This is a genomic window from Silicimonas lutimaris, from assembly GCF_047314965.1.
In the GTDB taxonomy this organism is placed as follows: domain Bacteria; phylum Pseudomonadota; class Alphaproteobacteria; order Rhodobacterales; family Rhodobacteraceae; genus JAVJUV01.
Genome location: NZ_JBLBVK010000055.1, coordinates 85918 through 112776, shown reverse-complemented (window position 1 = coordinate 112776; position 26859 = coordinate 85918). Strand labels below are relative to the sequence as shown.

Below are 26859 nucleotides of genomic sequence, written 5' to 3'. Positions count from 1 at the left end.
AAATATCGGGCCATGTTCCAATGGGAGAATAAAATGACTTCAAAAATTCTGCCACTCACGGTGGCCGCAAGCCTGATGGCAAGCACGGCCATGGCCGAAGAAGTACGTGTCTACAACTGGTCTGACTATATCGACGAAGAGCTTCTTACCAAGTTCGAAGAAGAAACCGGGATCGATCTGATCTACGACGTCTTCGACTCGAACGAGGTTCTGGAGACCAAGCTGCTTGCGGGCGGTTCGGGCTATGACGTCGTGGTGCCCTCAGGTACGTTCCTGCAGCGGCAGATTCAGGCAGGCGCGTTTCAGAAGCTGGACATGTCCAAGCTGCCGAACGCAGGAAACATGTGGGATGTTGTCGAGCAGCGGACCGCGCAATACGACCCGGGTAACGAATACTCGATCAACTACATGTGGGGCACGACCGGGATCGGCGCCAACGTCGGCAAGGTGCAGGAAGCTCTGGGACCGGACGCGCCGCTCGACTCGCTTGAACTGGTGCTGAACCCGGCGAACATGGAGAAGCTTGCCGCGTGCGGCGTGCATTTCCTTGATGCGCCCGCAGAGATGATCCCGATGGCGCTGAAGTACCTGGGCGAGGATCCGAACAGCCACGATCCTGACGTCATTGCCAAGGCCGAGGACGTGTTCATGGCGATCCGTCCCTACATCCAGAAATTCCACTCGTCCGAGTACATCAACGCGCTGGCCAATGGCGACATCTGCGTGGCCGTGGGCTGGTCGGGTGACATCCTTCAGGCGCGCGACCGCGCGGCGGAGGCCGACAACGGCAACGAGATCGTCTATCACGCAGCCAAGGAAGGCGCGCAGATGTGGTTCGACCAGATGGCGATCCCTGTCGACGCTCCGAACCCGGATGCAGCGCATACGTTCCTGAACTTCATCATGGACGCCGAGAACATGGCTGCGGCCTCGAACTACGTCTATTACGCGAATGGCAACAAGGCCTCGCAGGAGTTCCTTGTCGAGGACGTGATCGGCGATCCGGCGATCTATCCGGATGAGGCGACGCTGGACAACCTGTTCACCACGACGCCGTGGGAGCCGAAGGTTCAGCGGGTGGTGACCCGACTCTGGACAAAGATCAAGTCCGGCACCTGATAGCTTGACGACAAGAGCGCCCGGGGACATCCTCGGGCGTTCCTTTATCTGCAGAGGGAAGAGCAGATGGCGTCTGGGGCAAGCGCGACCACATTCGCGCCTTGGGATGATCCGAACGAAGCACCGCTGATCCGGATCGAAAACGTCACCAAGCGGTTCGGTGATTTCACCGCGGTCGACGATATTTCTTTGGACATTTACCGGCGCGAGTTCTTCGCGCTTCTTGGTCCATCGGGCTGTGGCAAGACCACGCTGATGAGGATGCTGGCGGGGTTCGAGATTCCGACCGAGGGCAGGATCACCATCGACGGACAGGACATGGCGGGTGTTCCGCCGAACAAGCGGGCCGTGAACATGATGTTCCAGTCCTATGCGCTGTTTCCGCACCTGAGCGTCTGGGACAACATTGCCTTCGGCCTCAGGCGCGATGGCCTGCCGAAGGACAAGGTCGAGGCCCGGGTCGAGGAAATGCTGAAGCTGGTCCAGCTTCAGAAGTTCTCAAAGCGCAAGCCGCACCAGATTTCGGGTGGTCAGCGTCAGCGCGTTGCTCTGGCCCGTTCGCTGGCGAAGGCGCCGAAGCTTTTGCTTCTGGACGAACCGCTGGGCGCACTGGACCGCAAGCTGCGCGAAGAGACGCAGTTCGAACTGATGGACATCCAGGAAAAGACCGGGACGACCTTCGTGATCGTGACACACGACCAGGAAGAGGCGATGACGGTCGCGAGCCGCGTCGCGGTGATGGACCAGGGTCGCCTGATCCAGGTGGCGACCCCTCCGGTGATCTACGAATCTCCGAACTCGGTCTATGTCGCTGATTTCCTCGGCGATGCGAGTTTCTTCGATGGGACGGTCCGCAGGTCGGACGGCTGCTATGAACTGACCTGGGCCGAGGGTCAGCCACCCATCCGGGCGAAGTCCGCACATGGTTTCACGGACGGGCAGACGGCCCATTACGCGATCCGCCCCGAGAAGGTGGAGATTCACGCCGACAAGCCAGCGGATGACAATGTGATGCAGGGCCGGGTGGTGGATATCGGCTATCTGGGCAACCTCTCGACCTATCATGTCGAACTGGGGAACGGTCAGATCATCAAGGCGCAGAGCTTCAACACCGAGCGCGACACGCGGCGGCGGTTCACCTGGGACGATCCGGTCTGGGTCAACTGGACCGATGCCTGCGGCGTTCTTCTGGAAAAGTGAGGGCGGCGGCGTGAATATCGGACGGAAACTGCTGGTCGCCATTCCATACGCGTGGCTTCTGGTCCTGTTCCTGGTGCCCTTCGCGATTGTTCTGAAGATCTCGCTGTCGGACATCGCGCTGTCGATCCCGCCCTACACGCCGACGCTGGATTTCTCGGCCGGCTTGGCGGGGCTGAAAAGCTTTTTCTCGGAGCTCGATTTCGAGAATTTCGTCTTCCTGACAGAGGATGATCTGTACTGGAAGGCCTACCTCTCTTCGTTGCAGATTGCAGTTCTCTCGACATTTCTGACGCTGCTTGTGGGCTTTCCCATCGCCTATGGCATGGCACGCGCCCCGGAAGAGTGGCGGCCGTCGCTGATGATGCTGGTGATCCTTCCATTCTGGACCAGTTTCCTGATCCGGGTCTATGCGTGGATGGGCATTCTTTCGAACGAAGGTCTGCTGAACCAATTCCTGATGTGGCTGGGTGTGATCGATACACCGTTGATCCTTCTGAACACGCAGATCGCGGTTTATATCGGTATTGTATACACTTACCTGCCGTTCATGATCCTGCCGATCTACGCCACGCTGGAGCGGATGGATGCGAGCCTTCTCGAAGCCGCCGAGGATCTGGGCTGCTCTCGCATGAGCGCTTTCTGGCTGGTCACCCTGCCGCTTGCGCGGCCAGGCGTCGTGGCGGGGTGTTTTCTGGTCTTTATTCCGGCGCTGGGCGAGTTCGTGATCCCGTCGCTTCTGGGCGGATCGGGCACGCTGATGATCGGCAAGGTGCTGTGGGAGGAGTTTTTCAACAACCGTGACTGGCCGGTGGCCAGCGCGGTGGCGATCATCCTCCTGCTGATCCTGATCATCCCGATCATCCTGTTCCAGCGGAACCAGCAACTGAGCCGGGAGCGCGAAGGATGAACAAGCTTTCTCCGTTCAACGTCGTCTCGCTGACACTGGGGTTCGCGTTCCTGTACATCCCCATGGTCATCCTGGTGATCTACAGCTTCAACGAATCGAAGCTGGTGACGGTCTGGGCCGGTTTCTCGACCAAGTGGTACGGTGAATTGCTGCAGAACGAGGCGTTCCTCGATGCCGCATGGGTCACGATCAGGGTCGCGTTCTTCTCGTCCACGATTGCGACCCTGCTGGGCACGATGGCCGCCTATGTGCTGGTGCGCCGGGGACGATTTCTTGGCCGTACCCTGTTCTCCGGCATGATCTACGCGCCTCTCGTCATGCCAGAGGTGATCACTGGTCTGTCGCTCTTGCTTCTGTTCATCTCGATCGGTCTTGACCGGGGCGTTCTTACAATCGTGCTGGCGCATACGACCTTCTCGATGTGTTACGTTTCAGTGGTAGTCTCGTCGCGGCTGGTGACTTTCGATCAGTCGCTGGAAGAGGCGGCGCTGGACCTTGGAGCCTCGCCCTGGGAGGCGTTTCGGCTGGTGACGCTGCCGATCATCGCGCCGGCCGTCATTTCCGGCTGGCTTCTGGCGTTCACGCTGTCTCTGGACGACCTCGTGATCGCGAGCTTCACGGCGGGACCGTCCGCGACGACGCTGCCGATCAAGATCTTCTCGTCGGTACGACTGGGCGTCAGTCCCGAGATCAACGCGCTGTCGACGATCATAATCGCGATCGTCACCGTCGGCGTGATCAGCGCCTCGCTGATTTCGAAGCACCAGATCAGCAAGCGCGAACGCGAGGAGCGCATGGCGGCCGGCTAGGGCTGGTCCTCTTGCGTCAGAGCGGCGGGGTGTGCTTCTGCCAGTCCGATGCCTCGTGCCAGGCGGTGGCAAGCGCGATGAGCCGGTCGTCGCTGCCTTTGGAGCCGATCAGCTGCATGCCGGCCGGCAGACCCTCGGGGCCAAAGCCCACAGGGATGGACAGCGCGGGCAGGCCGGTGAGACTGGCCGGAACCATGCATTCCATCCAGCGGTGGTACGTGTCCATCTGGACGCCAGCAATCTCGGTCGGGTGCACCGTCTCGACCGGGAAGGGCCAGACCTGCGTCGTGGGAATGGCCAGCGCGTCGTACTTCGCGAAGAGACCGGCCAGTGCGGTGAAGAGGCGGGCGCGGGCGGCGCTGGCGCGGCGGATATCGGTGCCGGACATTGCGAGGCCGCGCTCGATTTCCCAGATCAGAGCCTCTTTCATCTGCGCACGGGCCTTCGGGCTGGCATAGTCCGCCTCGTTGCCCGCAGCGAGTGACAGAGAGCGGAGCGTCGTCCAGCCGTCCCAGATCTCCTCGCGTGTGACCGGGGGATCAAGCCGCTCCACGAAGGCGCCGGCCTTCTCCATGCGCGCAAGCGCGGCTTCGCAGAGAGACAGGATGCCGTCCTCGAACGGCCAGGCGCCGCCCCAGTCGGCCAGCCAGCCAATGCGCTTGCCCACGAGGCCGGGTGTCGCGGGAAGTCGGGAGACGGAATGGGGCCAGAGCGGGTCGGGTGCAGAGAGGACGTTGAGGAGAAGCGTGAGGTCCGACGGGTGCCGCGCCAACGGGCCATCGGTCGAAATTTGGTGCAGGATCTTGTCGGTGCCGGGGTCTTCGGGGACGAGTCCGAAGCTGGGGCGCAGGCCATAGACGCCGGACCAGGCTGCAGGGTTCCGCAGGCTGCCCATCATATCCGAGCCATCGGCGATGGGCAACATTCCGGTGGCAAGGGCGACGCCCGCGCCGCCCGAAGAGCCGCCGGCCGTGCGGGACGGATTCCACGGGTTGAGCGTAGCGCCGTAAACCGGATTGTAGGTGTGCGAGCCAAGGCCCATCTCGGGCGTGTTGGTCTTGCCGATGATGATCGCGCCCGCCGCGCGGAGGCGGCGGGGCAACATGTCGTCCTCTGTGGGGACGTGATCGGCGTATATGGGGGAGCCCCATGTGGTGCGGAGGCCCTTCGTGGCCTGCAGGTCCTTGACCGCCATGGGCAGGCCGAAGAGCGGGCCGGTGGGCGCGGCATCGTCGAGCGCGCGGGCCTCGGCCATCAACTCCTCGCGGGGGCGCAGCGCGACGATGGCGTTGACTTTGGGATTCACCGCGTCGATGCGGTCCAGCGTGGCTTCCATCACGTCCGAGGGCTTCAGGCGGCCTTCAACCATGGCACGGCACATCTCAGCGGCGGTTGCGGGCAGGTCTGTCATGTCAGATCTCCGGGCGGCGGTGGAACCAGGGGCGGGCGCGCTCGAGATCTGCGGCGAGCGACATCAGCGCCTCATCCTCGCCGAAGCGCGCGGCGAGGTGGATGCCGATGGGCAGGCCCGTTTCCGACCAGCAGAGCGGAACAGACATGGCGGGCTGGCCGGTGGCATTGAAGGCGGCGCAGTATGGCGAATAATCGAAGCAGCGCCCCGGCCCGAGGCGGAAATCAAGGTAATCCTCGGTCTGGTGGTTGAAACGGCTGATCAGGGCAGGCGGCTCGGCGAGCGTGGGGGTCAGAAGCATGTCCCAGTTCTCGAAGAAGGCTGCCATTTGGCGCCCATAGCGGTGGATCGTACCGATCGCTTTGAGATAGCCCGCGCCGTCGATGGTGGCGGCATGGGCTATGGCGCCGCGCGTGACGCCTTCGACGTCGTCGGGCCGCAACGCGCGACCCAGCGTGGCCAGTTCCGAACGCACGGAGAGCGCAGTGCCGCAGGCGACGATGTCGGTCCAGGCTTCCATCATGGCGCGGTGATCGGCGTCGGGCCGGGCGGGCTCGACGATGTGCCCCATGTCTTCGAGGAGCCGGGCGGCATCGTGGACGGCATCGCGGCACGCGGGATCGATGGCTGTGCCGTCGAAACGGGTGTCGCAGAGCGCGATCCGGAGAGGTGCCGGCGAGGCCGAAAGCGCGGCGGTGTAGCTCTCCCGCAATGGAGGCGCGGCATAGGGCGCGCCAAGATCCGGCCCGGACACGGCATCCAGGAGCGTCGCGCTGTCCCGTACCGATCGTGTCAGGAAGCCCTCGATCGCCATGCCGCCCCATCCTTCGCCGGAGTAGGGGCCGTCGGGCAGGCGGGCGCGGGTGGGTTTAAAGCCGAACAGGCCGCAGCACGAAGCCGGGATCCTGACCGAACCGCCCCCGTCCGAACCATGCGCGCCGGGAACGATCCCCGCCGCGACGGCCGCGCCCGAACCGCCGGACGAGCCGCCCGGTGTGTGCTCGAGGTTCCAGGGATTGCGGGTGGGTGCGCCATAGACCGCCGCTTCGGTGGCGACACCGATGGCGTTCTCGGGAATAGCGGTGCGTCCGAACGGAACGAGGCCGGTACCGATCAGTCGCGTGTACAGGTTCGAGTCCTCGGGCCAATGGCTGTTGGTCATCAGACGCGACCCCTCGTGACTGGGGAAATCCACTGCTTCGCAGCCGGAGTCTTTCAGCAGGAACGGCACGCCGTGAAAGGGGCCGGGAGGCAGGCCTGCTGCGATTTTTCGCCGCGCAGTCTCTTCCGCAAGAATGACAACCGCCGCAAGGCGCGGGTTCACGTCCGACAGCCGCGACAAGGCAAGGTCCAGAAGCTCGCCGGGCGTGATTTTCCTTTTCGATACAAGGGCCGCAAGCCCTGTCATGTCATAGGTGTCGTAGTCCAGCATCGTACGCCATTCACTTTCGAACCCGTCCTAGCGCGGCGTTCCGGCGGCTGCACGAAAAAAGCGATTCCGCGTATATGAACGCTCGTTCAAAAAAATCATTTGACGATCAGGGGGAGTCGCGGGAAAGATTGTAACCGAGCCGGCAGAGATCGGTGTCGGGACACCGGCGATTGGGAGGAAAACTTGGCTGCAAGCGTTGCTTCAAGCGACGGGCTTTCATCCATTCCGCGACTGCTTGCGCGGAACGTCCGCCAGTATGGCGACAAACCGGCCTACCGCGAAAAAGAATATGGCATCTGGCAAAGCTGGACCTGGTCTGAAGCTGCCGAGGAGATCGAGGCGCTTGCGCTCGGGTTTCTCGATATCGGGCTGGAGCCGGGCGACTATGTCGCCATCATCGGGCGGAACCGTCCGCATTTCTACTGGACGATGGTGGCGGCCCAGATGGCCGGTGCCGTGCCGGTGCCGGTCTACCAGGATTCGGTCGCCGAGGAGATCGCCTATGTTCTGGATCACTGCGGGGCGCGTTTTGCCGTGGTCGAGGACCAGGAGCAGGTCGACAAGATCATCGAGATCAAGGACAGGCTGCCCGCGCTGACCGACATCATCTATGTCGACAAACGCGGAATGCGAAAATACGACCATACCCACCTGACGCCCTATGCCGAAGTGCAGAACATCGGGCGGGCCGCCAAGGGGCGGCACGAGGCGGAGCTGAAGCGGCGAAGCGATGCGCTTGGGTGGGACGACACCTGCGTGATGCTCTATACGTCCGGCACGACCGGACGGCCCAAGGGCGTGGTGCTGTCGAACCGGAACATCATCGAGACGTCACGGGCCTCGGCCGAGTTCGATCACCTGCGGCGGGATGAGAGTATCCTGGCCTACCTGCCGATGGCATGGGTGGGGGATTTCATCTTTTCGGTGGGGCAGGCCTATTGGTGCGGGTTCTGCGTGTGCTGCCCCGAGAACACCACGACGATGTACGAGAACCTGCACGAGATCGGGCCGACCTATTTCTTCGCGCCGCCCCGGTATTTCGAAGAGCGGATCACGGTGATCACCATCCGCATGGAGGATGCGGGTCGGCTCAAGCGGTGGCTTTACACCACGGCCATGGCGTTCGCCAAGCGGGTGGGGCCACAGATACTGGACGGAAAGTCGGTAAGCGGCTGGGATCGTTTTAAATACTGGCTTGGGGATATCCTCGTTTACGGTCCTGTGCGAAGCCGCGCAGGCATGAGCCACGTGCGTGTCGCTTACACCGCTGGCGAGGCAATCGGACCGGAGATTTTCGATTTCTGGCGCTCTTTGGGGATCAACCTGAAGCAGTTGTATGGCCAAACGGAAGCGTCGGTCTTCATCACCCAGCAGCCGGACAACGAGGTCAGGGCCGACACGGTCGGTGTGCCGTCGCCGGGGGTGGAGTTGCGGATCGCAGAGTCGGGTGAGGTGTTCTATCGCTCACCAGGCGTGTTCGTGGAGTACTACAAGAACCCCGAGTCGACAGCGTCCACCAAGGATGCAGAGGGCTGGGTCGCGACTGGGGATGCAGGGTTCATCGAGGAAGGCACCGGGCACCTTCGGATCATCGACCGGGCCAAGGATGTGGGCAAGCTGAAGGATGGATCGCTTTTCGCGCCCAAGTATGTTGAAAACAAACTGAAATTCTATCCCAACATCCTGGAGGCCGTGGTCCATGGCGCGGATCGCAACATGTGCACCGCCTTCATCAACATCGACCTGACGGCGGTGGGCAACTGGGCTGAGCGGAACAACATCGCCTATGCCTCGTATCAGGAACTGGCGGGGCACAAGCAGGTTCTCGACACGATCCAGAGCCACATCGAAGAGGTTAACGAATCCTTAAGCACCGATCCGATGCTGTCGGGCTGCCAGATTCACCGCTTCCTTGTCCTGCACAAGGAACTGGACGCGGATGACGGCGAACTGACCCGGACACGGAAGGTGCGCCGGAACATAATCTCCGAGAAGTACGGCGATCTTGTTAACGCTCTGTACGATGGATCGCCAAAAATCTCGACCGAGACGGAAGTGACCTATGAAGACGGGCGGAAGGGCTCGATCAGGGCGACGCTGGAAATCAGGGACGCCAGGACTTTCGAGGTCAGGCCGACGACGCTGGAGGCGGCGGAATGAACGCGATGGCCGGAAACTACACCACCGCCGACGGCCGCAAGATCGGCGGCGTGTTGATGGAGATGAAGAACATCACCCTGCGCTTCGGTGGCGTGGAGGCGATCAAGAACATCTCGTTCGATATCCACGAGGGCGAAATTCGCGCGATCATCGGGCCGAACGGTGCCGGAAAATCAAGCATGCTCAACGTGATATCCGGCTTTTATCATCCTCAGGAAGGTGAGGTCTGGTTCAAGGGCTCACGGCGACCATCGATGAAGCCGTATCAAGTCGCGGCCCAGGGTATTGCGCGGACCTTCCAGAATATCGCGCTGTTCGATGGCATGACGGTTCTGGACAACATCATGACCGGGCGTCTCAGCCATATGTCGTCGGGGATGCTGGCGCAGGCGATCTGGAAGGGAAAGGCCGAAGCGGAAGAGGTCGCGAACCGCGAGAAAGTCGAAAAGATCATTGATTTCCTTGAGATACAGCACATTCGTAAAGTTCCTGTGGGCCGGCTGCCTTATGGGCTGAAGAAGCGGGTGGAACTGGCCCGCGCGCTCGCGGCCGAGCCGATGCTTTTGCTCCTCGACGAGCCGATGGCGGGGATGAACGTCGAGGAGAAAGAGGACATGTCCCGCTATATCCTTGATACAAATGATGAATTCGGAACGACCATCGCGCTGATCGAGCACGACATGGGCGTGGTGATGGACCTCAGCGACCGGGTCGTCGTGATGGATTACGGCAAAAAGATCGGTGACGGTACGCCGGATGAGGTGCGGAACAATCAGGAAGTCATCGACGCATACCTGGGGGTGGCGCATGAGTGACCTGTCCGTCTGCGATCGGTCGGCAAAACGTATGGCAAGCGTATGGCACGCCGAGTGCCAGCGGCGGGAGGTGAGACATGCCTGACCAGCTTCTCTTCGCGATGGAGGTCACGCTGAACGGCCTGATGGCGGGCGTGCTCTATGCTCTGGTGGCGCTGGGCTTCGTACTGATCTTCAAGGCGTCAGGCATCTTCAACTATGCGCAGGGCGTGATGGCGCTGTTCGCGGCGCTGACCCTGGTGGGGATCATGGAGGGGCAGGTGCCGTTTGCCCATCTGATCAACAACATCTTCGGCACCGACATCCATCACTTTGGCTGGCACGTGCCCGCGCTGGCAGCGATCGTGCTGACCATGGTGGTCATGGTGGCTTTTGCCTGGGCCGTGAACCGATTTGTCCTGAGGCACCTCGTGAACCAGGAACCGATCATTCTCTTCATGGCGACGATCGGGCTTGCCTATTTTCTCGAAGGCGTGGGTGACCTGATGTGGGGGTCGGACATCAAGACGCTGGACGTGGGCCTGCCGCAGGGGCTGAACGCAACCATCGACGAGATCACCTACAACGCTTTCGGCTACGGCTTCTTCATCGACAACCTCGACATCGTGGCGACCGTGATCGCCGCGGTTCTTGTCATTTCGCTGGTGATGTTCAGCCAGTACACCAAGCAGGGACGCGCCCTGCGCGCCGTGGCGGACGATCACCAGGCGGCGCTGTCGGTGGGGATCAGCCTGAATTACATCTGGGTGCTGACCTGGAGCATTGCGGGTTTCGTGGCCCTTGTCGCGGGCATCATGTGGGGTGCGAAATCGGGGGTTCAGTTCAGCCTGTCGCTGATCGCGCTGAAGGCGCTGCCGGTCCTGATGCTGGGCGGCTTCACCAGTATACCCGGCGCCATCGTGGGCGGTCTGATCATCGGCATGGGTGAAAAACTGTTCGAGTTCCTGATCGGCCCCATGATCGGCGGCGCGACCGAGAACTGGTTCGCCTATGTGCTGGCGCTGATCGTGCTGGTGTTCCGCCCGCAGGGGCTGTTCGGAGAGAAGATCATCGAGAGGGTGTAGCCATGACGAAACTCATCGCCATTCTGAACGTCATCGCCTGGTCGGGGTTCTGGGCCTTCGGCTATCTGGCCGTGACCGGGGACGGGAACGCGGTGGTGGCCGCGATCCTGGCTTTCATCGGTGCCGTGATCGGGGTCTGGGCCTATCTGCAGCTTGTGCGCCACGCGGAGCGGACAGGCTACGCCAAGGCTCCGGGGCGCGCACGTCCCACCGGTGCAGGCCCGGTCAACGAAGAGACCATCGGGTAATGCAGGGCATCCGGCGAGTCATGTCACCAGGCGTCGTAGACAGCGTAGAGCACGACCAGCGCAAGGACGATGCCGAGAAGGCCGCCCACGAGTGCGAGGCCGATCGGTGCGCCGTACCAGAGGCAGAAGCCGGCACCTATGACCGTGCCCGCGATACCGCTGGCCAGGACGACTCCGACCAGTCGGAACAGGCCAAGGGCGGTGTCCTTGCCCAACTCCTTGATCGTGTCGACGATTTCGGACGTTCCGGATTGTTTATCCATGGCATTCTCCTCGGCCCCGGGGCCAGAAATGGGCATGTCGCTCTGAAAAATCAAGAAATCGAGGCTCTTGCATGATCTATCGCGAGGCGGGTGACTTCAAGACAACATATGCCGCGGATACCCAGACCTTCCCGATCAAGCTGGACCGGATGGGGTATTACGCGACGCTTCTTGCCGCCTTCCTTGTGGTCCCCTTCGTCATCAACGATTACTGGGCCAACGCCATCCTGGTGCCGTTCCTGATCTATGCCATCGCATCCATCGGGCTCAACATTCTGACCGGCTACTGCGGGCAGGTCTCGCTGGGCACGGGCGGCTTCATGGCGGTTGGGGCCTATGCCTGTTACAAGCTGATGACGGCTTTCCCCGAGGTTTCGATCCTTGTTCACATCGTCCTGGCGGGCGGCGTCACGGCGGCGGTGGGGGTTCTTTTCGGTCTGCCGTCGCTGAGGATCAAGGGTTTCTACCTGGCGGTCGCCACGCTGGCGGCGCAATTCTTCCTGGTCTGGCTCTTCAACCGGGTGCCGTGGTTCTACAACTACTCGGCCTCGGGACAGATCAGCGCGCCGGAGCGGTCGGTGGCCGGGATCATCGTGACCGGTCCGAACACCGAACCCTGGGCGCAGTACATGATCTGTCTGGTGTTCCTGGTGGCGCTGGCGCTGATCGCGCGGAACCTGACCCGCGGCATGCAGGGCCGGCAGTGGATGGCGATCCGCGACATGGACATCGCCGCCGAAATCATCGGGGTGAACCCGCTGCGCGCCAAGCTGACGGCCTTTGCCGTTTCGTCGTTCTATATCGGCATCGCGGGGGCCTTGTTCTTCTCGGTCTACCTTGGCGCGGTCGAGGTGGGCGAGGCATTCGGCATCCAGAAATCGTTTCTTGTCCTGTTCATGATCATCATCGGCGGGCTGGGAAGCATCTTCGGCAGCTTCGCAGGCGCGGCCTTCCTGGTGGTGCTGCCCGTGGTTCTGAAGGTGGTCGGCGCGGACATCCTAGGCTGGCCCACGGATCTGGTGGCACATCTTCAGCTGGTGATCGTCGGCGGTTTGATCATGGCGTTCCTGATCCTGGAACCGCACGGCCTGGCGCAGCTTTGGCGCCTGGCGAAAGAAAAACTGAGACTATGGCCCTTCCCGCATTAGGGAGGGGCGCATCGTGAACCGAAAAAAGGGAGGAAGAAGAATGAAGAAAATTATTGCGGCCACGGCCTTGGCCATGATGACGGCCGCTCCGGCCGTCGCCGAACTCGTGATCCCGGATCTCAGCTACCGGACGGGACCGTTCGCCGCGGGCGGTATTCCGTTCTCGGACGGCTATCAGGACTACTTCACGCTTCTGAACGAACGCGATGGGGGCATCGGCGGCGTACCTGTGCGCGTGCTGGAATGCGAGACGGGCTACAATACAGAAAAAGGCGTCGAATGCTATGAGGCGACCAAGGGTGAAGGCGCGCTGGTGTATCAGCCGCTCTCGACAGGGATCACCTATCAGCTGATCCCGAAAGCCAGCGCCGACGGCATCCCGATCCATTCGATGGGCTATGGCCGGACATCCGCCGCTAACGGCAAGGTGTTCGAGTGGGTCTTCAACTATCCGGGAAGCTACTGGGACGCGGCGTCGATCATGGTGACCCATGCAAAGGACGTCTCGGACGGAAGTCTCGAAGGCAAGAAGATCGCGCTGCTGTACCATAACTCGGCCTATGGCAAGGAGCCGATCCGCACGCTGGAGGAACTGTCGAAACTGGAAGGCTATGAGCTGACGCTCATTCCGGTCGACAGCCCGGGCCAGGAGCAGAAGTCCCAGTGGCTTCAGATCCGCCGCGAGCGCCCCGACTTCGTATTCTTCTGGGGCTGGGGCGTGATGAACCAGGTCGCCGTGCAGGAGGCCGCGAACATCCGCTTCCCGATGGAGAATTTCATCGGCGTGTGGTGGTCCGGTGCCGAGCCTGACGTGCTGCCTGCAGGCGATGGCGCCAATGGCTACAAGTCGACCAACTTCACCGCAGTCGGCCGTGACTTCCCGATCTTCGACGACATACAGAAGTTCGTCGTTGATGCGGGAAAGGCGGCAGGTGACGGAACGAGCCTTGGGCAAGTTCAGTACAACCGCGGCATGTACGCGGCGATGCTGGCCTCCGAAGCGATCGCGACCGCGCAGAAGATTCACGGCGTGGCCGACATTACCCCGGCACAGATGCGTGACGGTATGGAAGCGCTGGAACTGACGCCTGCGCGGCTCGAAGAGCTGGGTATGCCGAATTTCGGCCCGACTTTCGCTGTGAGCTGTGAAAACCACGGCGGACCGGGCAAGGCTCTTGTTCAGCAGTGGGATGCATCCGCCCAGAAGTGGGAAGCGATCACCGACTTCATCTCGTCGAACCGTGACGTGATCATGCCGCTGATCATGGAAGACTCGGCCGCATACGCGGCGGAGAACAGCATCAGCGAACGCTGCAACTGATCGTGGCTGCCGGGCTGATGCCCGGCCTACGCGCCCTCCGGCCGACAGGCCGGGGGGCTTAACGGAGAGAGAGATGCTCGACGCGGGGAAGACCGACACGCCTCTTCTGGAGGTCAACAATATCGAGGTGATCTACAACCACGTGATCCTCGTCCTTAAAGGTGTCTCGCTGACCGTGAAAGAGGGCGGGATCACCGCTCTTCTGGGCGGCAATGGCGCGGGCAAGACCACGACGTTGAAGGCTGTTTCCAACCTTCTGCGCTCGGAGCGGGGCGAGGTCACCAAGGGTTCGATCGTGTATCGCGGCGAGCGGGTGCAGGACCTGGACCCGGCGGCGCTGGTCAAGCGCGGCGTGATCCAGGTGATGGAAGGCCGCCACTGTTTCGAGCATCTGACCGTCGAGGAAAACCTGCTTACGGGCGCCTATACGCGGCGCGATGGCGGCGCGAAGATCGCCGAGGATCTCGAACTGGTCTACACCTATTTCCCGCGGCTGAAGGAGCGCCGGAAGAGCCAGGCGGGCTATACCTCGGGCGGCGAGCAGCAGATGACAGCCATTGGGCGCGCTCTGATGAGCCGGCCGGAAACCATCCTTCTGGACGAACCCTCGATGGGTCTGGCCCCGCAGTTGGTCGAGGAAATTTTCGGGATCGTCAAAAGCCTGAACGAAAACGAAGGCGTGTCGTTCCTTCTGGCCGAACAGAACACCAACGTGGCGCTACGGTTCGCGCACTACGGCTATATCCTTGAATCGGGCCGCGTGGTGATGGACGGACCGGCCGCGGAACTGCGCGAGAACCCGGACGTCAAGGAATTCTACCTTGGCGTCTCGGACGAGGGGCGCAAATCGTTCCGCGACGTGCGGTCGTACCGGCGGCGGAAGCGCTGGCTGAGCTGATCGCTCAGGACACTTCGGCCTTCATCTCGTCGATCCGCTGCATCGCTTCCTCGCGGGTGTTGCGGATATTCGGCCGGAAGCCGCGGGATTCGGCGCGAAGCCGAATGTCGGTTTCCGTCTCGGAGCCGGGGGCATAGCGGACGGACCCGAGAGACCATCCCTCATTCAGTGCCTTGCCTCGGGCGCCATAGCGAATCCAGGCTTCAGAGAAGATCTTGGTGTTCTCGTAGTTGACGAGGAAGTACCACTTGCGCCCGGTCTCTTTCAGCCGAGCTTCGATCTCGTCGTAACAGTCATCCACGTCGCGCGAATGTGCGAAGGTGATGTTAGAGAAATCGACCTCCATGATGTCCTGATCCGGCAGGAAACTGACGCGCGCGGCAAAGGTGCCGGGGACGTAGTTCGGAACGTGGACGATCCGGGCTTCGCGCTTGGAAGGAAGCGACCGAAGGCGTTCGATCGCGTCGGCCCGGTCGGCGAAGAGGTTGGGGTCGAAATTGTCGGTGCCCGCCGAGCGTTCGATCTGAGCCCGGGTTTCCTCGGTCGTGTCATAGCGCACGCTGCCCATGGAATGCGCGAGGTTCAGGTCCTTGCCACGCCGTCCGTAGGCGAACCAGGCGCCGGGTTCGATCCGCGTGCCCTTGTAATTGATCAGGAAGTACCAGAGCGGCTCGCCGCTTTGTTCGATCCGGTCTTCGATCACGTCGTAGAGCATGTTCACGTCGGCGGAGTTTTCGAGTGTCAGGTTGGACAGATCGATGTCGAGGATCTCGTCCTGTTCGAGGAACGAAATTCGCGCTTCTATCTCTGTCTTGCTTACTGTCGGGGGGCATTGGGGGTCAAGGTAACGGACATGGCAGAAGGTCTCTTGAGAATGTCAGGCTGCCTTTACACCAATCTTGGTTTGGTTTGGATGTGACCAAGCGCCACGGTATGCAATTGCATACATTACCCTTTTGCGGAAAGCACTTGAAGCTGCCGCGATCCGGTTTTCTAAAGGAGGCATGAGAGCACTTTGGTATGAGCGTTTCGGGCCCGCGGCCGAGGTTCTGACGCTGGGCGAAATGCCCGATCCCCGACCGGGGCCGGGCGAGGTTCTGGTGCGGGTAAAGGCGTCGGGCGTGAACCCGTCGGACGTGAAGCTGCGCGCAGGCGCAAGGCCGGGCGCGGTGATGCAATTTCCGCGGATCGTTCCGCATTCGGACGGGGCAGGCGTCATCGAGGCGGTGGGCGAAGGCGTGGATTCCTCACGCATCGGCGAGCGGGTCTGGCTTTGGAATGGTCAGTGGCAGCGTGCATCCGGCACGGCGGCGGAACTGATTGCCTTGCCCGCGGAGCAGGCGCGACGCCTGCCAGATGGAACGACCTTCGAGGAGGGCGCCTGTTTCGGCATTCCTGCGATGACGGCGTGGTACGCGCTGTTCGGCGACGGTGCAGACCTGACGGGCAAGACCGTGCTGGTGACGGGCGGGGCCGGGACGGTCGGGCGTTATGCCTGCCAGATGGCCCGGCTGGCCGGGTCGCGGGTGATCACCACGGTCTCGTCCGCGGAAAAGGCGCGTCATTCCACGGCGGAGGAATGGGTGAATTACCGCGATACTGACGTGGCGGGCGCCGTGATGGAGATGACGGATGGCGCCGGGGTCGACCGGATCGTCGAAGTGGATTTCGGCATGAACCAGGCCGCATCGCTGGCGCTGATCCGGCCGGGCGGCGTGATCGCCTCTTATGCGTCCGCTGGCGTGATGGAGCCGAAGCTGTTCTTCTACCCGTTCATGTTCAAGGATGTGACGCTGAGAATGCTGATCGTCTACCAGATCGCGCCGGAAACGCAGGCCCGGGGCGCTGCGGTGCTGGGGCACTGGCTGGAGAGCGGCGCGCTGAGCCATGCGGTGGTTTCGGGTGGAGGCCTTGCGGATGCGGCCGCCGCCCATGACCGGGTGATGGCGGGAGAGAAGATGGGGACGGTTGTCCTCTCGGTCTGACGCTTAACATTTCTCGAGTTTTTTTCGGCTTAGTGCGACAGGCGGACGCATACGCGCGTGCGCCTCGCCCGCTAGGTCACCGTGGACAAGAAACACGAGCGAAGAGGACTTCTCATGTTCAAGGGCCTTACCCTTGCGATGACGCTGATCACGGCGGGTATGCTTGGCGCACCCGCGCTGGTCTTGCTGATGGGCTGACGCCCGGCGGAATACGCAAGCGAACGATCAGTGCGCGGTCCGCGATTGCGGGCCGCGACACTCCATCGGGCAGGCTTTGGCCTCCGAAATCCAGTCCCGGAAGAGAGTGCCCCTCAAGACCTGCTGTGCAAATGATCTGATTGCAGCAATGTCGCCCGGAAGAGCAAATCAACCGCAGATTTAAGAAATTGTATTGCCCAAAGCGCATGATTGTGCGGAAAGCGGGACCAGCATTCAGCAGATATTGAGATTTTCTTGAATAAAGCCGGATTTGATTTGAGAAAGAAGCATAGCCGAAGTTAGATATTTCGGACGTGTGGGGAAAATATGATTGTTAATTTCATCGACTTGCGGTCGCGCCCGTATCGCTGGAGTTCCGTTCTTGCGGTGGTGGAGTCTGCGGCGAAAGACAATGCGGCGGACGACTCCGACAAGGTCGAGTTCGGAATAGGGGTCGAGATCGACTATGCCGAGCGTGACGGCATTTCCGTGCGCGAGGCGGTCTTGTGGGCAGACCGCCTGGACGGCATGGTGACGCTGTACCTTTACGACCGGGACGACAGCGAGACGGAATGAAGCAACCATACGACGAGTTTGAAACTCAGAGCGCCGGGGAAAGGGCCGCTCTGATCGCCGAGACATTGCCAAAGCAGATCGCAGTGGCGCAGAAGTTGCCCGGATATGCGGGTCTGAAGAATATCGATGCCGCCGCGATCGACGGGCGCGAGGCGCTGGCGGCGCTTCCGGTTCTGCGCAAGTCGGATCTCGTGGCGCTTCAGCAGGCGACCCCGCCCTTTGGCGGCCTGACGACGCGTGCGGCTCATCAGTTCGATCATCTGCACCAGTCTCCGGGCCCGATCAACGAACCGGGGATGCGCGGCGGCGACTGGTGGCGGTTGGGCCGTTTCCTGCATGCCGCGGGCGTGGGCCGCGGCGATATCGTCCAGAACTGTTTCGGCTATCACATGACCCCGGCGGGCATGATCTTTGAAAGTGGCGCCGAAGCGGTGGGTGCGGCGGTGTTCCCTGCCGGAACGGGGCAGACCGAGTTGCAGGCGCAGGCGGCGGCCGACATGGGCGTGACGGTCTATGCCGGCACGCCGGACTATCTGAAAGTGATCCTCGAGAAGGCCGATGCCCTGGGGCTGACCCTGAAAATCACCAAGGCGGCGGTATCCGGCGGGGCGCTGTTTCCGTCGCTGCGCCAGTACTATGCGGACAGGGGCATATCCTGCCTTCAGTGTTATGCGACGGCGGACCTGGGCCTGATCGCCTACGAGACGCCGGCCATGGACGGCATGATCGTGGACGAGGGCGTGATCGTCGAGATCGTGACGCCCGGCACCGGTGATCCGGTGGCGGAGGGTGAGGTCGGCGAGGTCGTCGTCACGAGTTTCAACCGCGACTATCCGCTGATCCGCTTCGCCACGGGCGATCTGTCGGCGGTCTTGCCGGGGGAAAGTCCCTGCGGGCGGACCAATATGCGCATCCGGGGCTGGATGGGTCGCGCCGACCAGACCACCAAGATCAAGGGCATGTTCGTTCGCCCCGAGCAGGTTGCGGCGCTGGTTGCGCGCCACCCGGAGGTCGCCCGCGCCCGTGTCATTGCAGGCCGCGAAGGCGAAGCGGATACGATGGTCGTGCGCGTCGAGGGCGAGGGCATCGACGCGGACGCCGTCGCGACGAGCGTTCGAGAAGTGCTGAAGCTTTCCGGGACGATCGAACGGGTCGCGCCGGGCAGCCTGCCGCGCGACGGCGTCGTGATCGAGGATACGCGCAGCTACGACTAAGGCGTTGCCCGGTCGAAACCGTCAGGCGGTCTGCCGGACGCTCGGGCCGTCGTGCTGGGCGCGCAGGCTGCGAGGTGCCTCGCCGAATTCCCGTCGGAAGGCGCGACTGAAGGCGCTGGCGTCGTCGTAACCCGTTCTCCCGGCGATTTCCGCGATCGAGAGCGGCGTCTCCGTCACAAGCCGGTGCGCTGCGGTCAGGCGGATATGTGTATAGACCTGCCTGGGCGTGGCGCCGAAGGCGCGCGCGAAACGTGCTTCGAGATCACGCTGGCTGCACCCGACCCTTGTGGCGACGGCGGGCAATGCCATCGGCCGTTCCACGTTGTCCTCCATCAGCGCCACTGCACGCGCCACGCGCCGGTCGCTGCCCCGGGGCGCTAGCGGGCCCGGGGCGGACGGGTCGGGGGCCGAGAAAAGTGACGCGATCCGGAGCGTCAGCGCGGTGCCGTGGGTGCGGGCGATCAGCGCCATCATCATCTCGAAGGAGGTAACGGCGCCCGCGGCTGTCAGGCGGTCGCCGTCGTCGACCCAGCGGGCGCGGGTCGCGTTCACCTCGGGGAAGCGTTCGGAGAAGGCGTCGAACTCGTCGAAATGGATCGTGGCGCGATAGCCGTCGAGGAGCCCGGCAGAAGCCAGCAGCCAGGCACCCGCGTCAAGCCCGATCAGCGCGCCGAAGCGTTTCGAGGCGGCTCGCAGCGTGCGGGCAAGCGCCGGTGTCGCGAAATCTCGATAGCCGTAGCTGGGCAGCAGGATCAGCGCGTCGCCCGAGGCGGTTCCGTCGAAACGCCCGTCGGGCAGGATGGTGACGCCGGCGGATGTGCGCACCGGCCCTCCGTCGAGCGTGAGGATCGTCCAGTCATAGGCGGCACGCCCCAGAAAGGTGTTCGCGGCCCGGAGCGGCTCCAGCGCATTGGCGAAACCGTGGTTCGAAAACCGGTCGAACAGCACGAAGCTGATCCTTTGGGTGCGGTCGTTCGGAATGATCCAATTCGGCATGATGGACGCTAAAACAGCACAATGAATGGCGTCAAGCCACGTAACGTCTTTGCCAAAGGGAGGATACCGATGCCGCTAGAGATGAACCGCGAGGTCTTTATCACCTGTGCCGTAACCGGATCAGGCTCGACGCAGGACCGAAGCCCCCATGTGCCCCGCTCGCCGAAAGAGATCGCCGACAGCGCCATTGCAGCGGCCAAGGCCGGGGCGGCCGTGGTGCATTGCCACGTGCGCGATCCCGAGACCGGCGCGCCGAGCCGCGATCCGAAGATGTTCCGCGAGGTGACCGACCGGATTCGCGACGCCGATACCGACGTGGTGCTGAACCTGACGGCGGGGATGGGTGGCGACATGGTGTTCGGGCCGGTCGAATCTCCCTTGCCGCTCTCGAACGGAACCGACATGGCGGGGGCCACCGAGCGCGTTGTCCACGTGGCCGAATGCCGGCCGGAGATTTGCACGCTGGACTGCGGCACGATGAATTTCGCGGAAGCCGATTACGTGATGACCAACACGCCCGGCATGCTGCGGGCGATGGGCGGCATGATGACGGAGCTGGGCGTCCTGCCCGAGATCGAGGCCTTCGACACGGGCCATCTCTGGTTCGCCAAGCAATTGGTGGAGGAGGGCGTTCTGAAAGGCCCCGCGCTGGTCCAGCTGTGCATGGGCGTGCCGTGGGGCGCGCCGGACGACCTGAACACCTTCATGGCGATGGTGAATAACGTGCCCAAGGACTGGACCTTCAGCGCCTTCTCGCTCGGCCGGAACCAGATGGCATATGTCGCAGCCGCCGTTCTGGCGGGGGGTAACGTGCGGGTCGGGCTGGAGGACAACCTCTGGCTCGGCAAGGGACAACTGGCGACGAACGAACAGCTTGTCGAACGTGCGGTCGGCATCATCGAGGGGCTTGGCGCGCGGGTGATCGGGCCGGACGAAGTGCGCGCGAAGCTGAACCTCACGAAGAGGGCGCCGGTATGAAGCGCATTCTGTGCTACGGCGACTCCAACACCTTCGGCACCGGGCCGATGCCCGCGCTGGGCAGCGATCCGATTCACCCCAAGCATGTGCGCTGGGCCGGTGTGATGGAAGCCGAACTCGGGGCGGGCTGGGATGTGGTGGTCGAAGGCCTGCCGGGCCGGACGACCGTGTTCGATGACCCGGTCGAGGGTGAATACCGCAACGGTCTCCGAAGCTTCCGGGCCATCCTGGAGTCGCACCGTCCGATCGACCTTCTGATCATCAAGCTGGGCACCAACGACCTCAAGCAGCGCTTCAATCTCGGGCCGCAGGACGTGGCGCTGGGCGTGGCACGGCTTTTGAAGGAAGCCGCCAAGCTGGAGATCGTGAGCCGCTCGATGGTGATCTGCCCTGCGCCGGTGAAGGAGCGGGGCGATCTTGCCGAGATCTTTCGGGGCGCCGAGGCGCGGCTGGCGGGCCTGCCCGCGCAGATGGAACGCTTCGCGCGTGAGAACGGTGCCGAGTTCGTGGATGCGGGCACGCTGATCGAAGTCGACGAGCTCGACGGCGTCCATTTGTCCGCCGCGGCCCATGGCACGCTTGGCCGCGCGGTGGCCGCCAAGGTCAGGACGATCTTCACGTGAGCCGCCGGGTGGTGATCACGGGCGGCGCCTCGGGGATCGGGGCACGGATGGCGGAACGCTTCGCGGCAGAGGGCGACCGGGTGGCGGTTTGCGACGCGGATGCCACAGCCGTGGCGGGCTTCGCCGCCGCAAACCCCGGCATTCGCGCCGAGGCGGTGGATGTGCGGGACGAGGCCGCGATGGATGCGTTTCTCGCCCGGATCGAGGCGGATTGGGGCGGCGCGGATGTGGTCTGCGCGAATGCTGGCACCGGGGGGCCGGCCGGGCGGATCGAAACGCTGGCGTTCCAGGACTGGCGCGACTGCATCGCGGTCAATCTGGACGGGGCATACCTGACCTGCCGCTGGGCGGCGCGGGTGATGCGGGCGGCCGGCTCCGGGCTGATCGTCCTGACCTCGTCCACCTCCGGCCAGTGGGGCCATCCCAACCGGTCGCCCTATGCCGCGGCCAAGTGGGGGATCATCGGGCTGATGAAGACGCTGGCGATGGAGTTGGGCCCGGCGGGCGTGCGCGTGAACGCGATCTGCCCGGGCGCGGTCGAAGGGCCGCGGATGGAACGGATGTTGAAGAACCAGGCGGCGGCGAGCGGCAAGGACCCGGAAGTGATCCGCCGCGAGTATGCGTCGGGCACGTCGCTGAAAACATGGGTCACGGCGGATGACGTGGCCGACACGGTTCTGTGGCTGGCCTCGCCCGGCGCGTCGAAGATCAGCGGGCAGGCGATCGCCATAGACGGACATACGGAGACGAACAGCGCATGAGCAAGGCAGCGGTGATTGGCGGGGGCGTGATCGGCGGCGGCTGGGCCGCGCGGTTCCTCCTGAATGGCTGGGACGTGGTGATCTACGACCCCGATCCGGAAGCGGAGCGCAAGATCGGCGAGGTGCTGGTGAACGCGCGCTGGGCGCTCCCGATGCTCTATGACCGGGCGCTTCCGCCCGAAGGCCGGCTGACCTGGGCGAAGACCATCGCCGAGGCGGTCGAGGGGGCCGATTACATCCAGGAAAGCGTGCCGGAACGGCTCGACCTCAAGCACAGGGTCTATGCCGAGATCGAGGCGGCGAACCCGGACGCGCCGCTTGGCTCCTCCACCTCCGGCTTCAAGCCCTCGGAACTCCGCGAAGGCATGGCGACCGGCGCGCGCGTCTTCGTCGCCCATCCGTTCAACCCGGTCTACCTGTTGCCGCTGATCGAGGTCGTGCCGGGCGAGGGCGCGGTCCCCGCGATCATCGAACGCGCCAAGGGATTCCTGAAGGGCTGGGGTCTCTATCCTCTGGAAGTCCGCAAGGAAATCGACGCCCATATCGCCGACCGTTTCCTCGAGGCAGTCTGGCGCGAGGCGCTCTGGCTGGTCCGGGACGGCATCGCCACGACCGAGGAAATCGACAACGCGATCCGTTACGGCTTCGGGCTCCGCTGGGCGCAGATGGGGCTGTTCGAGACCTACCGGATCGCGGGCGGCGAAGGCGGCATGGCGCATTTCATCGCCCAGTTCGGGCCCTGCCTCAGCTGGCCCTGGACCAAGCTGATGGATGTGCCGGAGCTGACCGACGAGCTGATCCGCGCGATCGGCGACCAGTCCGACGCGCAGTCGGGACACATGACGATCCGCGAGCTGGAGCGCAAGCGCGATACCAACCTGATCTCGATGATGCGGGCGCTCAGGGCGCGAGGCAACGCGGCGGGCGCGCTCATCGCGGAGCACGAGGCCTCGATCCCCGCGGCGGGGCGGGCGGCCGACCTCGCCGCCGTCCCGGCGATCACGGCGCGCCGGGTGATCCCGGTCGACTGGACCGACTACAACGGGCACATGAACGAAAGCCGGTACGGCCAGATCTGGTCGGACGGCACGGATGAACTGCTGCGCGAGTTCGGAGCCGGGCCGGAGATGATCGACAGCGGATCCTCCTTCTTCACCGTTCAGAGCAACACCGCCTACCGCGCCGAGGCGATGGCGGGCGACCGGGTGCGCTGCGAGACGCGCATCGAGGAGGTGAAGGGCAAGAAGCTGCGCGTTACCCACCGGATGATCCGCGAGGGCGACGAAGAGCTTCTGGCCGAAGGCGACCAGATCCTCCTTCATGTGGACATGGCCACCCGCCGCTCTGCTCCCCCGCCGCCCGACATGGCGGCGAAAATGGAGGCGATGGCGCGCGCCCACGCGGAGGGGCGGGACTGATGGCTTTCTTCCTGGCGCAAGTATGGCGGGGGTCCGGGGGCGGAGCCCCCGGCCGGTCGACGCCCGAAGGGCGGCGAAACAAAAGGATCCAAGGATGAACTTCGGACTTACCGATGAACAGCAGATGATCGTGGACACGGTCCGCGATTTCGTCGAGCGCGAGATCTATCCTCACGAGGTTGAGGTGGAGCGGACAGGCCAGGTGCCGCCCGAGGTGGCCGCCGAGATCAAGCGGAAAACGCTGGAGTTGGGCTTTTACGCCTGCAACTTTCCCGAGGAAGTGGGCGGCGCGGGGCTGAGCCACCTGGAATTCACACTGGTCGAGCGCGAGTTGGGGCGCGGTTCGATGGCGCTGACGCATTTCTTCGGGCGGCCGCAGAACATCCTGATGGCCTGCGAGGGCGACCAGCGCGAGCGCTATCTCCTGCCTGCGGTCCGGGGCGAGCGGGTGGACGCGCTGGCCATGACCGAGCCGGGCGCGGGGTCGGATGTGCGGGGCATGAAGTGCTTTGCGCGCCGGGATGGCAGCGACTGGGTGGTGAACGGCACCAAGCATTTCATCTCGGGGGCGGATCACGCCGACTTCGTGATCGTATTCATCGCCACCGGCGAGGACATGACCGACAAGGGGCCGAAGAAGCGGATCACCGCCTTCCTTGTGGACCGGGGCATGCCCGGGTTCACGATCCGGGATGGCTACAAGAGCGTCAGCCATCGCGGCTACAAGAACATGATCCTCGAATTCGACGATTGCCGCCTGCCGGACGCGCAGGTTCTGGGCGAGGTCGATGGTGGCTTCGAGGTGATGAACACCTGGCTCTACGCCACCCGCATCACGGTCGCGACCATGGCGGTCGGGCGCGCGCGCCGGGTCTTCGATTACGCGTTGAACTATGCCGCCGAACGCAAGCAGTTCGGGCAAGCCATCGGCAAGTTCCAGGGCGTGTCCTTCCAGCTTGCGGACATGGTGACCGAGATCGATGCCGCCGACTGGCTGACGCTGGCCAGCGCCTGGCGGCTGGACCAGGGCCTGCCTGCGAACCGCGAGATCGCCTCGGCCAAGGTCTATGCCAGCGAAATGCTGGCGCGGGTCACCGACGCGACGCTGCAGATTTTCGGCGGCATGGGGTTGATGGACGATTTTCCCATCGAGCGGTTCTGGCGCGATGCACGGGTCGAGCGGATCTGGGATGGGACATCCGAGATCCAGCGCCATATCATCGGGCGCGAGTTGCTGCGTCCGCTGGGGGCCTGAGATTTCATGCCTCCGGCGGGAGTATTTTCAAAAAGAAGAAACGGATGCGCGTTCACCGTGACGATGGGTGAAGCCCATGCGTGACCTGTCGCGGCTGTTGTCGCCCCGGTCGATCGCCGTCTTCGGCGGGGGCTGGGCCGTCAAGGTGATCGAGGAATGCGACCGGATGGGCTTTGGAGGCGAGGTCTGGCCGGTGCATCCGGACAAGCTTGAGATCGGAGGCAAGCGCGCCTATCGCTCGGTCGCCGACCTTCCCGGCGCGCCGGACGCGGCTTTCGTCGGCGTCAACCGCCACGCGACGATCGAGGTCGTGGGCGAACTGCGCGACCGGGGCGCGGGGGGCGCGGTTCTGTTCGCCTCGGGCTTCTCCGAAACCGGCGACGCCGACCTGACCGAGGCGCTGCTGGCGGCCGCAGGCGAAATGCCGGTTCTGGGGCCGAACTGCTACGGCTTCGTCAATGCGCTCGACGGCGCGGTGATCTGGCCGGACCAGCAGGGCTGCGGACGGGTGGAGCGCGGCGTGGCGATCCTGTCGCAATCCTCGAACATCGCGATCACGCTGACCATGCAGCGGCGTGGCTTGCCGCTGGCCTATGTCGCCTGCCTGGGCAACGCCGCCCAGACCGGTCTGGCGGGACTGGCCGACGCCCTTCTGGCCGACGAACGGGTGACGGCGCTGGGTCTTTACGTCGAGGGGATCGGCGATGCGGCGGCCTTTGCCGATGTCGTTGCGCGGGCACGGGCGGCGGGCAAGGGCGTCGTCGTGCTGAAAGCCGGGCGGTCGGAGGCTGGGCGCGCGGCGGCTGTCACCCATACCGCGTCGCTGGCCGGCGAGGGCGCGGTGTCCTCGGCCTTCCTTGCGCAGGCGGGGGCGGGCGAGGTGACGTCTCTGCCGGAACTGATCGATACGCTGAAGATCCTCCATGTCCACGGTCCGATCCGCGCGGATCGGCTGGTTTCGGTCTCGTGCTCGGGCGGCGAGGCGGGTCTGATGGCGGACGCGGCCGAAGCGGCCGGTGTCCGGCTGCCGCCGATCCCGGAGGTTCAGGCCGCACGCCTGTCGGCGGTGCTGGGGCCGCTGGTGACCATCGCCAACCCGCTCGATTACCAGACCTTCATCTGGGGCGACGGGCTTCGGATGGGCGAGGTGTTCACGGCGGCGGCCGAGGCTGGCGACGCGGCTCTGTTCGTTCTCGATCTGCCGCGGGAAGACCGCTGCTCGACGGCAAGCTATGACTGCGTTTTCGAGGGGCTGCAGGCGGCGCGGCTGGCCAGCGGCAAACCGATCTTCAGCGTCGCCACGCTGCACGACTCGGTGGACGAGGCGGTAGCCCGCCGGTTCGAAGAGATGGGGGCGGTGCCGCTTCAGGGCATTGCCGAAAGCTTCGCGGCGATCCGGGCGGCCTCGGGGGCCCCTGCGCGGGAGGGCTGGAGCCCCGTCGCGCCCCTTGGGGGCGGCGGCGCGGTGCTCGACGAAGTGGCGGGCAAGGCGTTGCTGGCAGTGGCAGGGATTACCGTGCCGAAGGGGACGACCGCACCGACACTTGCCGCTCTGGATGGCTCGGCACTGACGCCGCCCTTCGCCCTGAAGGGGCTGGGCTTCGCGCACAAGTCCGAGGCCGGGGCGGTCCGTCTTGGCCTTGAAACACTCGATGGCGCTGAAGATATGCGGGGTGCCGCCGGTTACCTGCTGGAAGAAATGGTGCCCGGGGGTATCGCGGAGGTTCTGGTCGGCGCGCGGCGTGATCCGGTCTATGGCGTGGCGCTGACCCTTGGAATGGGGGGCGTCGAGGCCGAACTGCTGGCTGACACGGTGACGCTTGTCGCGCCCGCTACGCGCGACGAGATCGCCGCCGCCTTCCGCCGTCTTCGGCTGTGGCCGCGTCTCGACGGTTTTCGCGGGCGTCCCAAGGCGGATGTTGCGGCGGCGGTCGATGTGGCGTTTCTTGTGCAAGCCATGTTACTGGAGGATCCCGCACTGTCCGAGGTCGAGATCAACCCGCTGATCGTGATGCAAAAAGGCGCTGTGGCCGTGGATGCGCTGATCCGGAAGGAGTGAG

Annotated in this window: 25 protein-coding genes; 20 read left to right on the top strand and 5 right to left on the bottom strand. The window is 63.8% G+C overall.

From position 1 onward, the window contains the following. The first annotated feature begins 33 nt into the window (after positions 1–33). From ACKLNI_RS16475 to ACKLNI_RS16460, 4 genes are all read left to right on the top strand, one after another. Positions 34–1119, top strand: a complete 1086-nt coding sequence (locus tag ACKLNI_RS16475; protein WP_413720184.1) for a polyamine ABC transporter substrate-binding protein — start codon at positions 34–36, stop codon at positions 1117–1119. A gap of 66 nt (positions 1120–1185) precedes the next feature. Beyond that, complete coding sequence (locus ACKLNI_RS16470; RefSeq protein ID WP_413720183.1) at positions 1186–2319, top strand: ABC transporter ATP-binding protein; 1134 nt, start codon at positions 1186–1188, stop codon at positions 2317–2319. Between the two features lie 16 nt (positions 2320–2335). After that, positions 2336–3226 carry an ABC transporter permease subunit gene (locus ACKLNI_RS16465; RefSeq protein ID WP_413720365.1) on the top strand — a complete coding sequence of 297 codons (891 nt, stop codon included), beginning with the start codon at positions 2336–2338 and terminating at the stop codon, positions 3224–3226. Further along, positions 3223–4035, top strand: a complete 813-nt coding sequence (locus ACKLNI_RS16460) for an ABC transporter permease (protein WP_413720182.1) — start codon at positions 3223–3225, stop codon at positions 4033–4035. Before ACKLNI_RS16465 ends, ACKLNI_RS16460 begins: the two co-directional genes overlap by 4 nt. A gap of 16 nt (positions 4036–4051) precedes the next feature. Here ACKLNI_RS16460 and ACKLNI_RS16455 read toward each other — a convergent pair whose 3' ends face one another. After that, positions 4052–5446: an amidase gene (locus ACKLNI_RS16455; protein ID WP_413720181.1), complete on the bottom strand. Its 1395-nt coding sequence runs from the start codon at positions 5444–5446 to the stop codon at positions 4052–4054. Position 5447: 1 nt separating this feature from the next. Further along, positions 5448–6878, bottom strand: coding sequence for an amidase (locus ACKLNI_RS16450; protein WP_413720180.1), 1431 nt, complete (start codon positions 6876–6878; stop codon positions 5448–5450). Between the two features lie 183 nt (positions 6879–7061). Between ACKLNI_RS16450 and ACKLNI_RS16445 the strand changes: the two genes are divergently transcribed. The 4 genes from ACKLNI_RS16445 (at position 7062) to ACKLNI_RS16430 (ending at position 11165) form a co-directional block, all read left to right on the top strand. Beyond that, the gene (locus ACKLNI_RS16445) at positions 7062–9038 is read left to right on the top strand and encodes an AMP-binding protein (RefSeq protein ID WP_413720179.1); all 1977 of its coding nucleotides are present in this window, start codon (positions 7062–7064) and stop codon (positions 9036–9038) included. Further along, positions 9035–9853, top strand: a complete 819-nt coding sequence (locus tag ACKLNI_RS16440; protein ID WP_413720178.1) for an ABC transporter ATP-binding protein — start codon at positions 9035–9037, stop codon at positions 9851–9853. Before ACKLNI_RS16445 ends, ACKLNI_RS16440 begins: the two co-directional genes overlap by 4 nt. Positions 9854–9930: 77 nt before the next feature. Continuing rightward, a complete protein-coding gene (locus ACKLNI_RS16435; RefSeq protein WP_413720177.1) occupies positions 9931–10917 on the top strand; it encodes a branched-chain amino acid ABC transporter permease in 987 nt (328 codons plus the stop codon). Between the two features lie 2 nt (positions 10918–10919). Continuing rightward, a complete protein-coding gene (locus tag ACKLNI_RS16430; RefSeq protein ID WP_413720176.1) occupies positions 10920–11165 on the top strand; it encodes a hypothetical protein in 246 nt (81 codons plus the stop codon). Positions 11166–11188: 23 nt separating this feature from the next. On the opposite strand, the gene ACKLNI_RS16425 is transcribed toward ACKLNI_RS16430, so the two are convergent. Next, positions 11189–11428, bottom strand: coding sequence for a hypothetical protein (locus tag ACKLNI_RS16425; RefSeq protein ID WP_413720175.1), 240 nt, complete (start codon positions 11426–11428; stop codon positions 11189–11191). A gap of 71 nt (positions 11429–11499) precedes the next feature. Here ACKLNI_RS16425 and ACKLNI_RS16420 point away from each other — a divergent pair, with 71 nt between their 5' ends. From ACKLNI_RS16420 to ACKLNI_RS16410, 3 genes are all read left to right on the top strand, one after another. Continuing rightward, complete coding sequence (locus ACKLNI_RS16420; protein WP_413720174.1) at positions 11500–12576, top strand: branched-chain amino acid ABC transporter permease; 1077 nt, start codon at positions 11500–11502, stop codon at positions 12574–12576. Between the two features lie 40 nt (positions 12577–12616). Next, positions 12617–13897 (top strand): ABC transporter substrate-binding protein, encoded by a 1281-nt coding sequence (locus ACKLNI_RS16415; RefSeq protein WP_413720173.1) that lies wholly within the window; start codon positions 12617–12619, stop codon positions 13895–13897. A 73-nt stretch (positions 13898–13970) separates the two neighbouring features. After that, positions 13971–14795 (top strand): ABC transporter ATP-binding protein, encoded by an 825-nt coding sequence (locus ACKLNI_RS16410; protein ID WP_413720172.1) that lies wholly within the window; start codon positions 13971–13973, stop codon positions 14793–14795. Positions 14796–14799: 4 nt separating this feature from the next. On the opposite strand, the gene ACKLNI_RS16405 is transcribed toward ACKLNI_RS16410, so the two are convergent. Further along, entirely contained in the window at positions 14800–15516 is a 717-nt protein-coding gene (locus tag ACKLNI_RS16405) for a hypothetical protein (protein ID WP_413720171.1), read from the bottom strand. Between the two features lie 283 nt (positions 15517–15799). Here ACKLNI_RS16405 and ACKLNI_RS16400 point away from each other — a divergent pair, with 283 nt between their 5' ends. The 3 genes from ACKLNI_RS16400 (at position 15800) to ACKLNI_RS16390 (ending at position 18768) form a co-directional block, all read left to right on the top strand. After that, positions 15800–16780 carry an NADPH:quinone reductase gene (locus tag ACKLNI_RS16400; RefSeq protein ID WP_413720170.1) on the top strand — a complete coding sequence of 327 codons (981 nt, stop codon included), beginning with the start codon at positions 15800–15802 and terminating at the stop codon, positions 16778–16780. Positions 16781–17305: 525 nt separating this feature from the next. Then, positions 17306–17554: a hypothetical protein gene (locus ACKLNI_RS16395; RefSeq protein ID WP_413720169.1), complete on the top strand. Its 249-nt coding sequence runs from the start codon at positions 17306–17308 to the stop codon at positions 17552–17554. Then, positions 17551–18768 (top strand): phenylacetate--CoA ligase family protein, encoded by a 1218-nt coding sequence (locus ACKLNI_RS16390; protein WP_413720168.1) that lies wholly within the window; start codon positions 17551–17553, stop codon positions 18766–18768. Before ACKLNI_RS16395 ends, ACKLNI_RS16390 begins: the two co-directional genes overlap by 4 nt. A 21-nt stretch (positions 18769–18789) precedes the next feature. Here ACKLNI_RS16390 and ACKLNI_RS16385 read toward each other — a convergent pair whose 3' ends face one another. Beyond that, positions 18790–19764 (bottom strand): GlxA family transcriptional regulator, encoded by a 975-nt coding sequence (locus ACKLNI_RS16385; protein WP_413720167.1) that lies wholly within the window; start codon positions 19762–19764, stop codon positions 18790–18792. A 69-nt stretch (positions 19765–19833) separates the two neighbouring features. Between ACKLNI_RS16385 and bcoG the strand changes: the two genes are divergently transcribed. The 6 genes from bcoG (at position 19834) to ACKLNI_RS16355 (ending at position 26858) form a co-directional block, all read left to right on the top strand. Beyond that, positions 19834–20742, top strand: coding sequence for a 3-dehydrocarnitine:acetyl-CoA trimethylamine transferase BcoG (gene bcoG, locus ACKLNI_RS16380; protein ID WP_413720166.1), 909 nt, complete (start codon positions 19834–19836; stop codon positions 20740–20742). Beyond that, positions 20739–21365, top strand: coding sequence for an SGNH/GDSL hydrolase family protein (locus ACKLNI_RS16375; protein WP_413720165.1), 627 nt, complete (start codon positions 20739–20741; stop codon positions 21363–21365). Before bcoG ends, ACKLNI_RS16375 begins: the two co-directional genes overlap by 4 nt. After that, complete coding sequence (locus tag ACKLNI_RS16370) at positions 21362–22126, top strand: SDR family oxidoreductase (protein ID WP_413720164.1); 765 nt, start codon at positions 21362–21364, stop codon at positions 22124–22126. Before ACKLNI_RS16375 ends, ACKLNI_RS16370 begins: the two co-directional genes overlap by 4 nt. Further along, positions 22123–23544 (top strand): carnitine 3-dehydrogenase, encoded by a 1422-nt coding sequence (locus ACKLNI_RS16365; protein ID WP_413720163.1) that lies wholly within the window; start codon positions 22123–22125, stop codon positions 23542–23544. The genes ACKLNI_RS16370 and ACKLNI_RS16365 overlap by 4 nt, the downstream gene beginning before the upstream one ends. 94 nt (positions 23545–23638) lie before the next feature. After that, a complete protein-coding gene (locus ACKLNI_RS16360; protein WP_413720162.1) occupies positions 23639–24799 on the top strand; it encodes an acyl-CoA dehydrogenase family protein in 1161 nt (386 codons plus the stop codon). A gap of 76 nt (positions 24800–24875) precedes the next feature. Continuing rightward, positions 24876–26858, top strand: a complete 1983-nt coding sequence (locus tag ACKLNI_RS16355; protein ID WP_413720161.1) for an acetate--CoA ligase family protein — start codon at positions 24876–24878, stop codon at positions 26856–26858. Position 26859 lies beyond the last annotated feature (1 nt).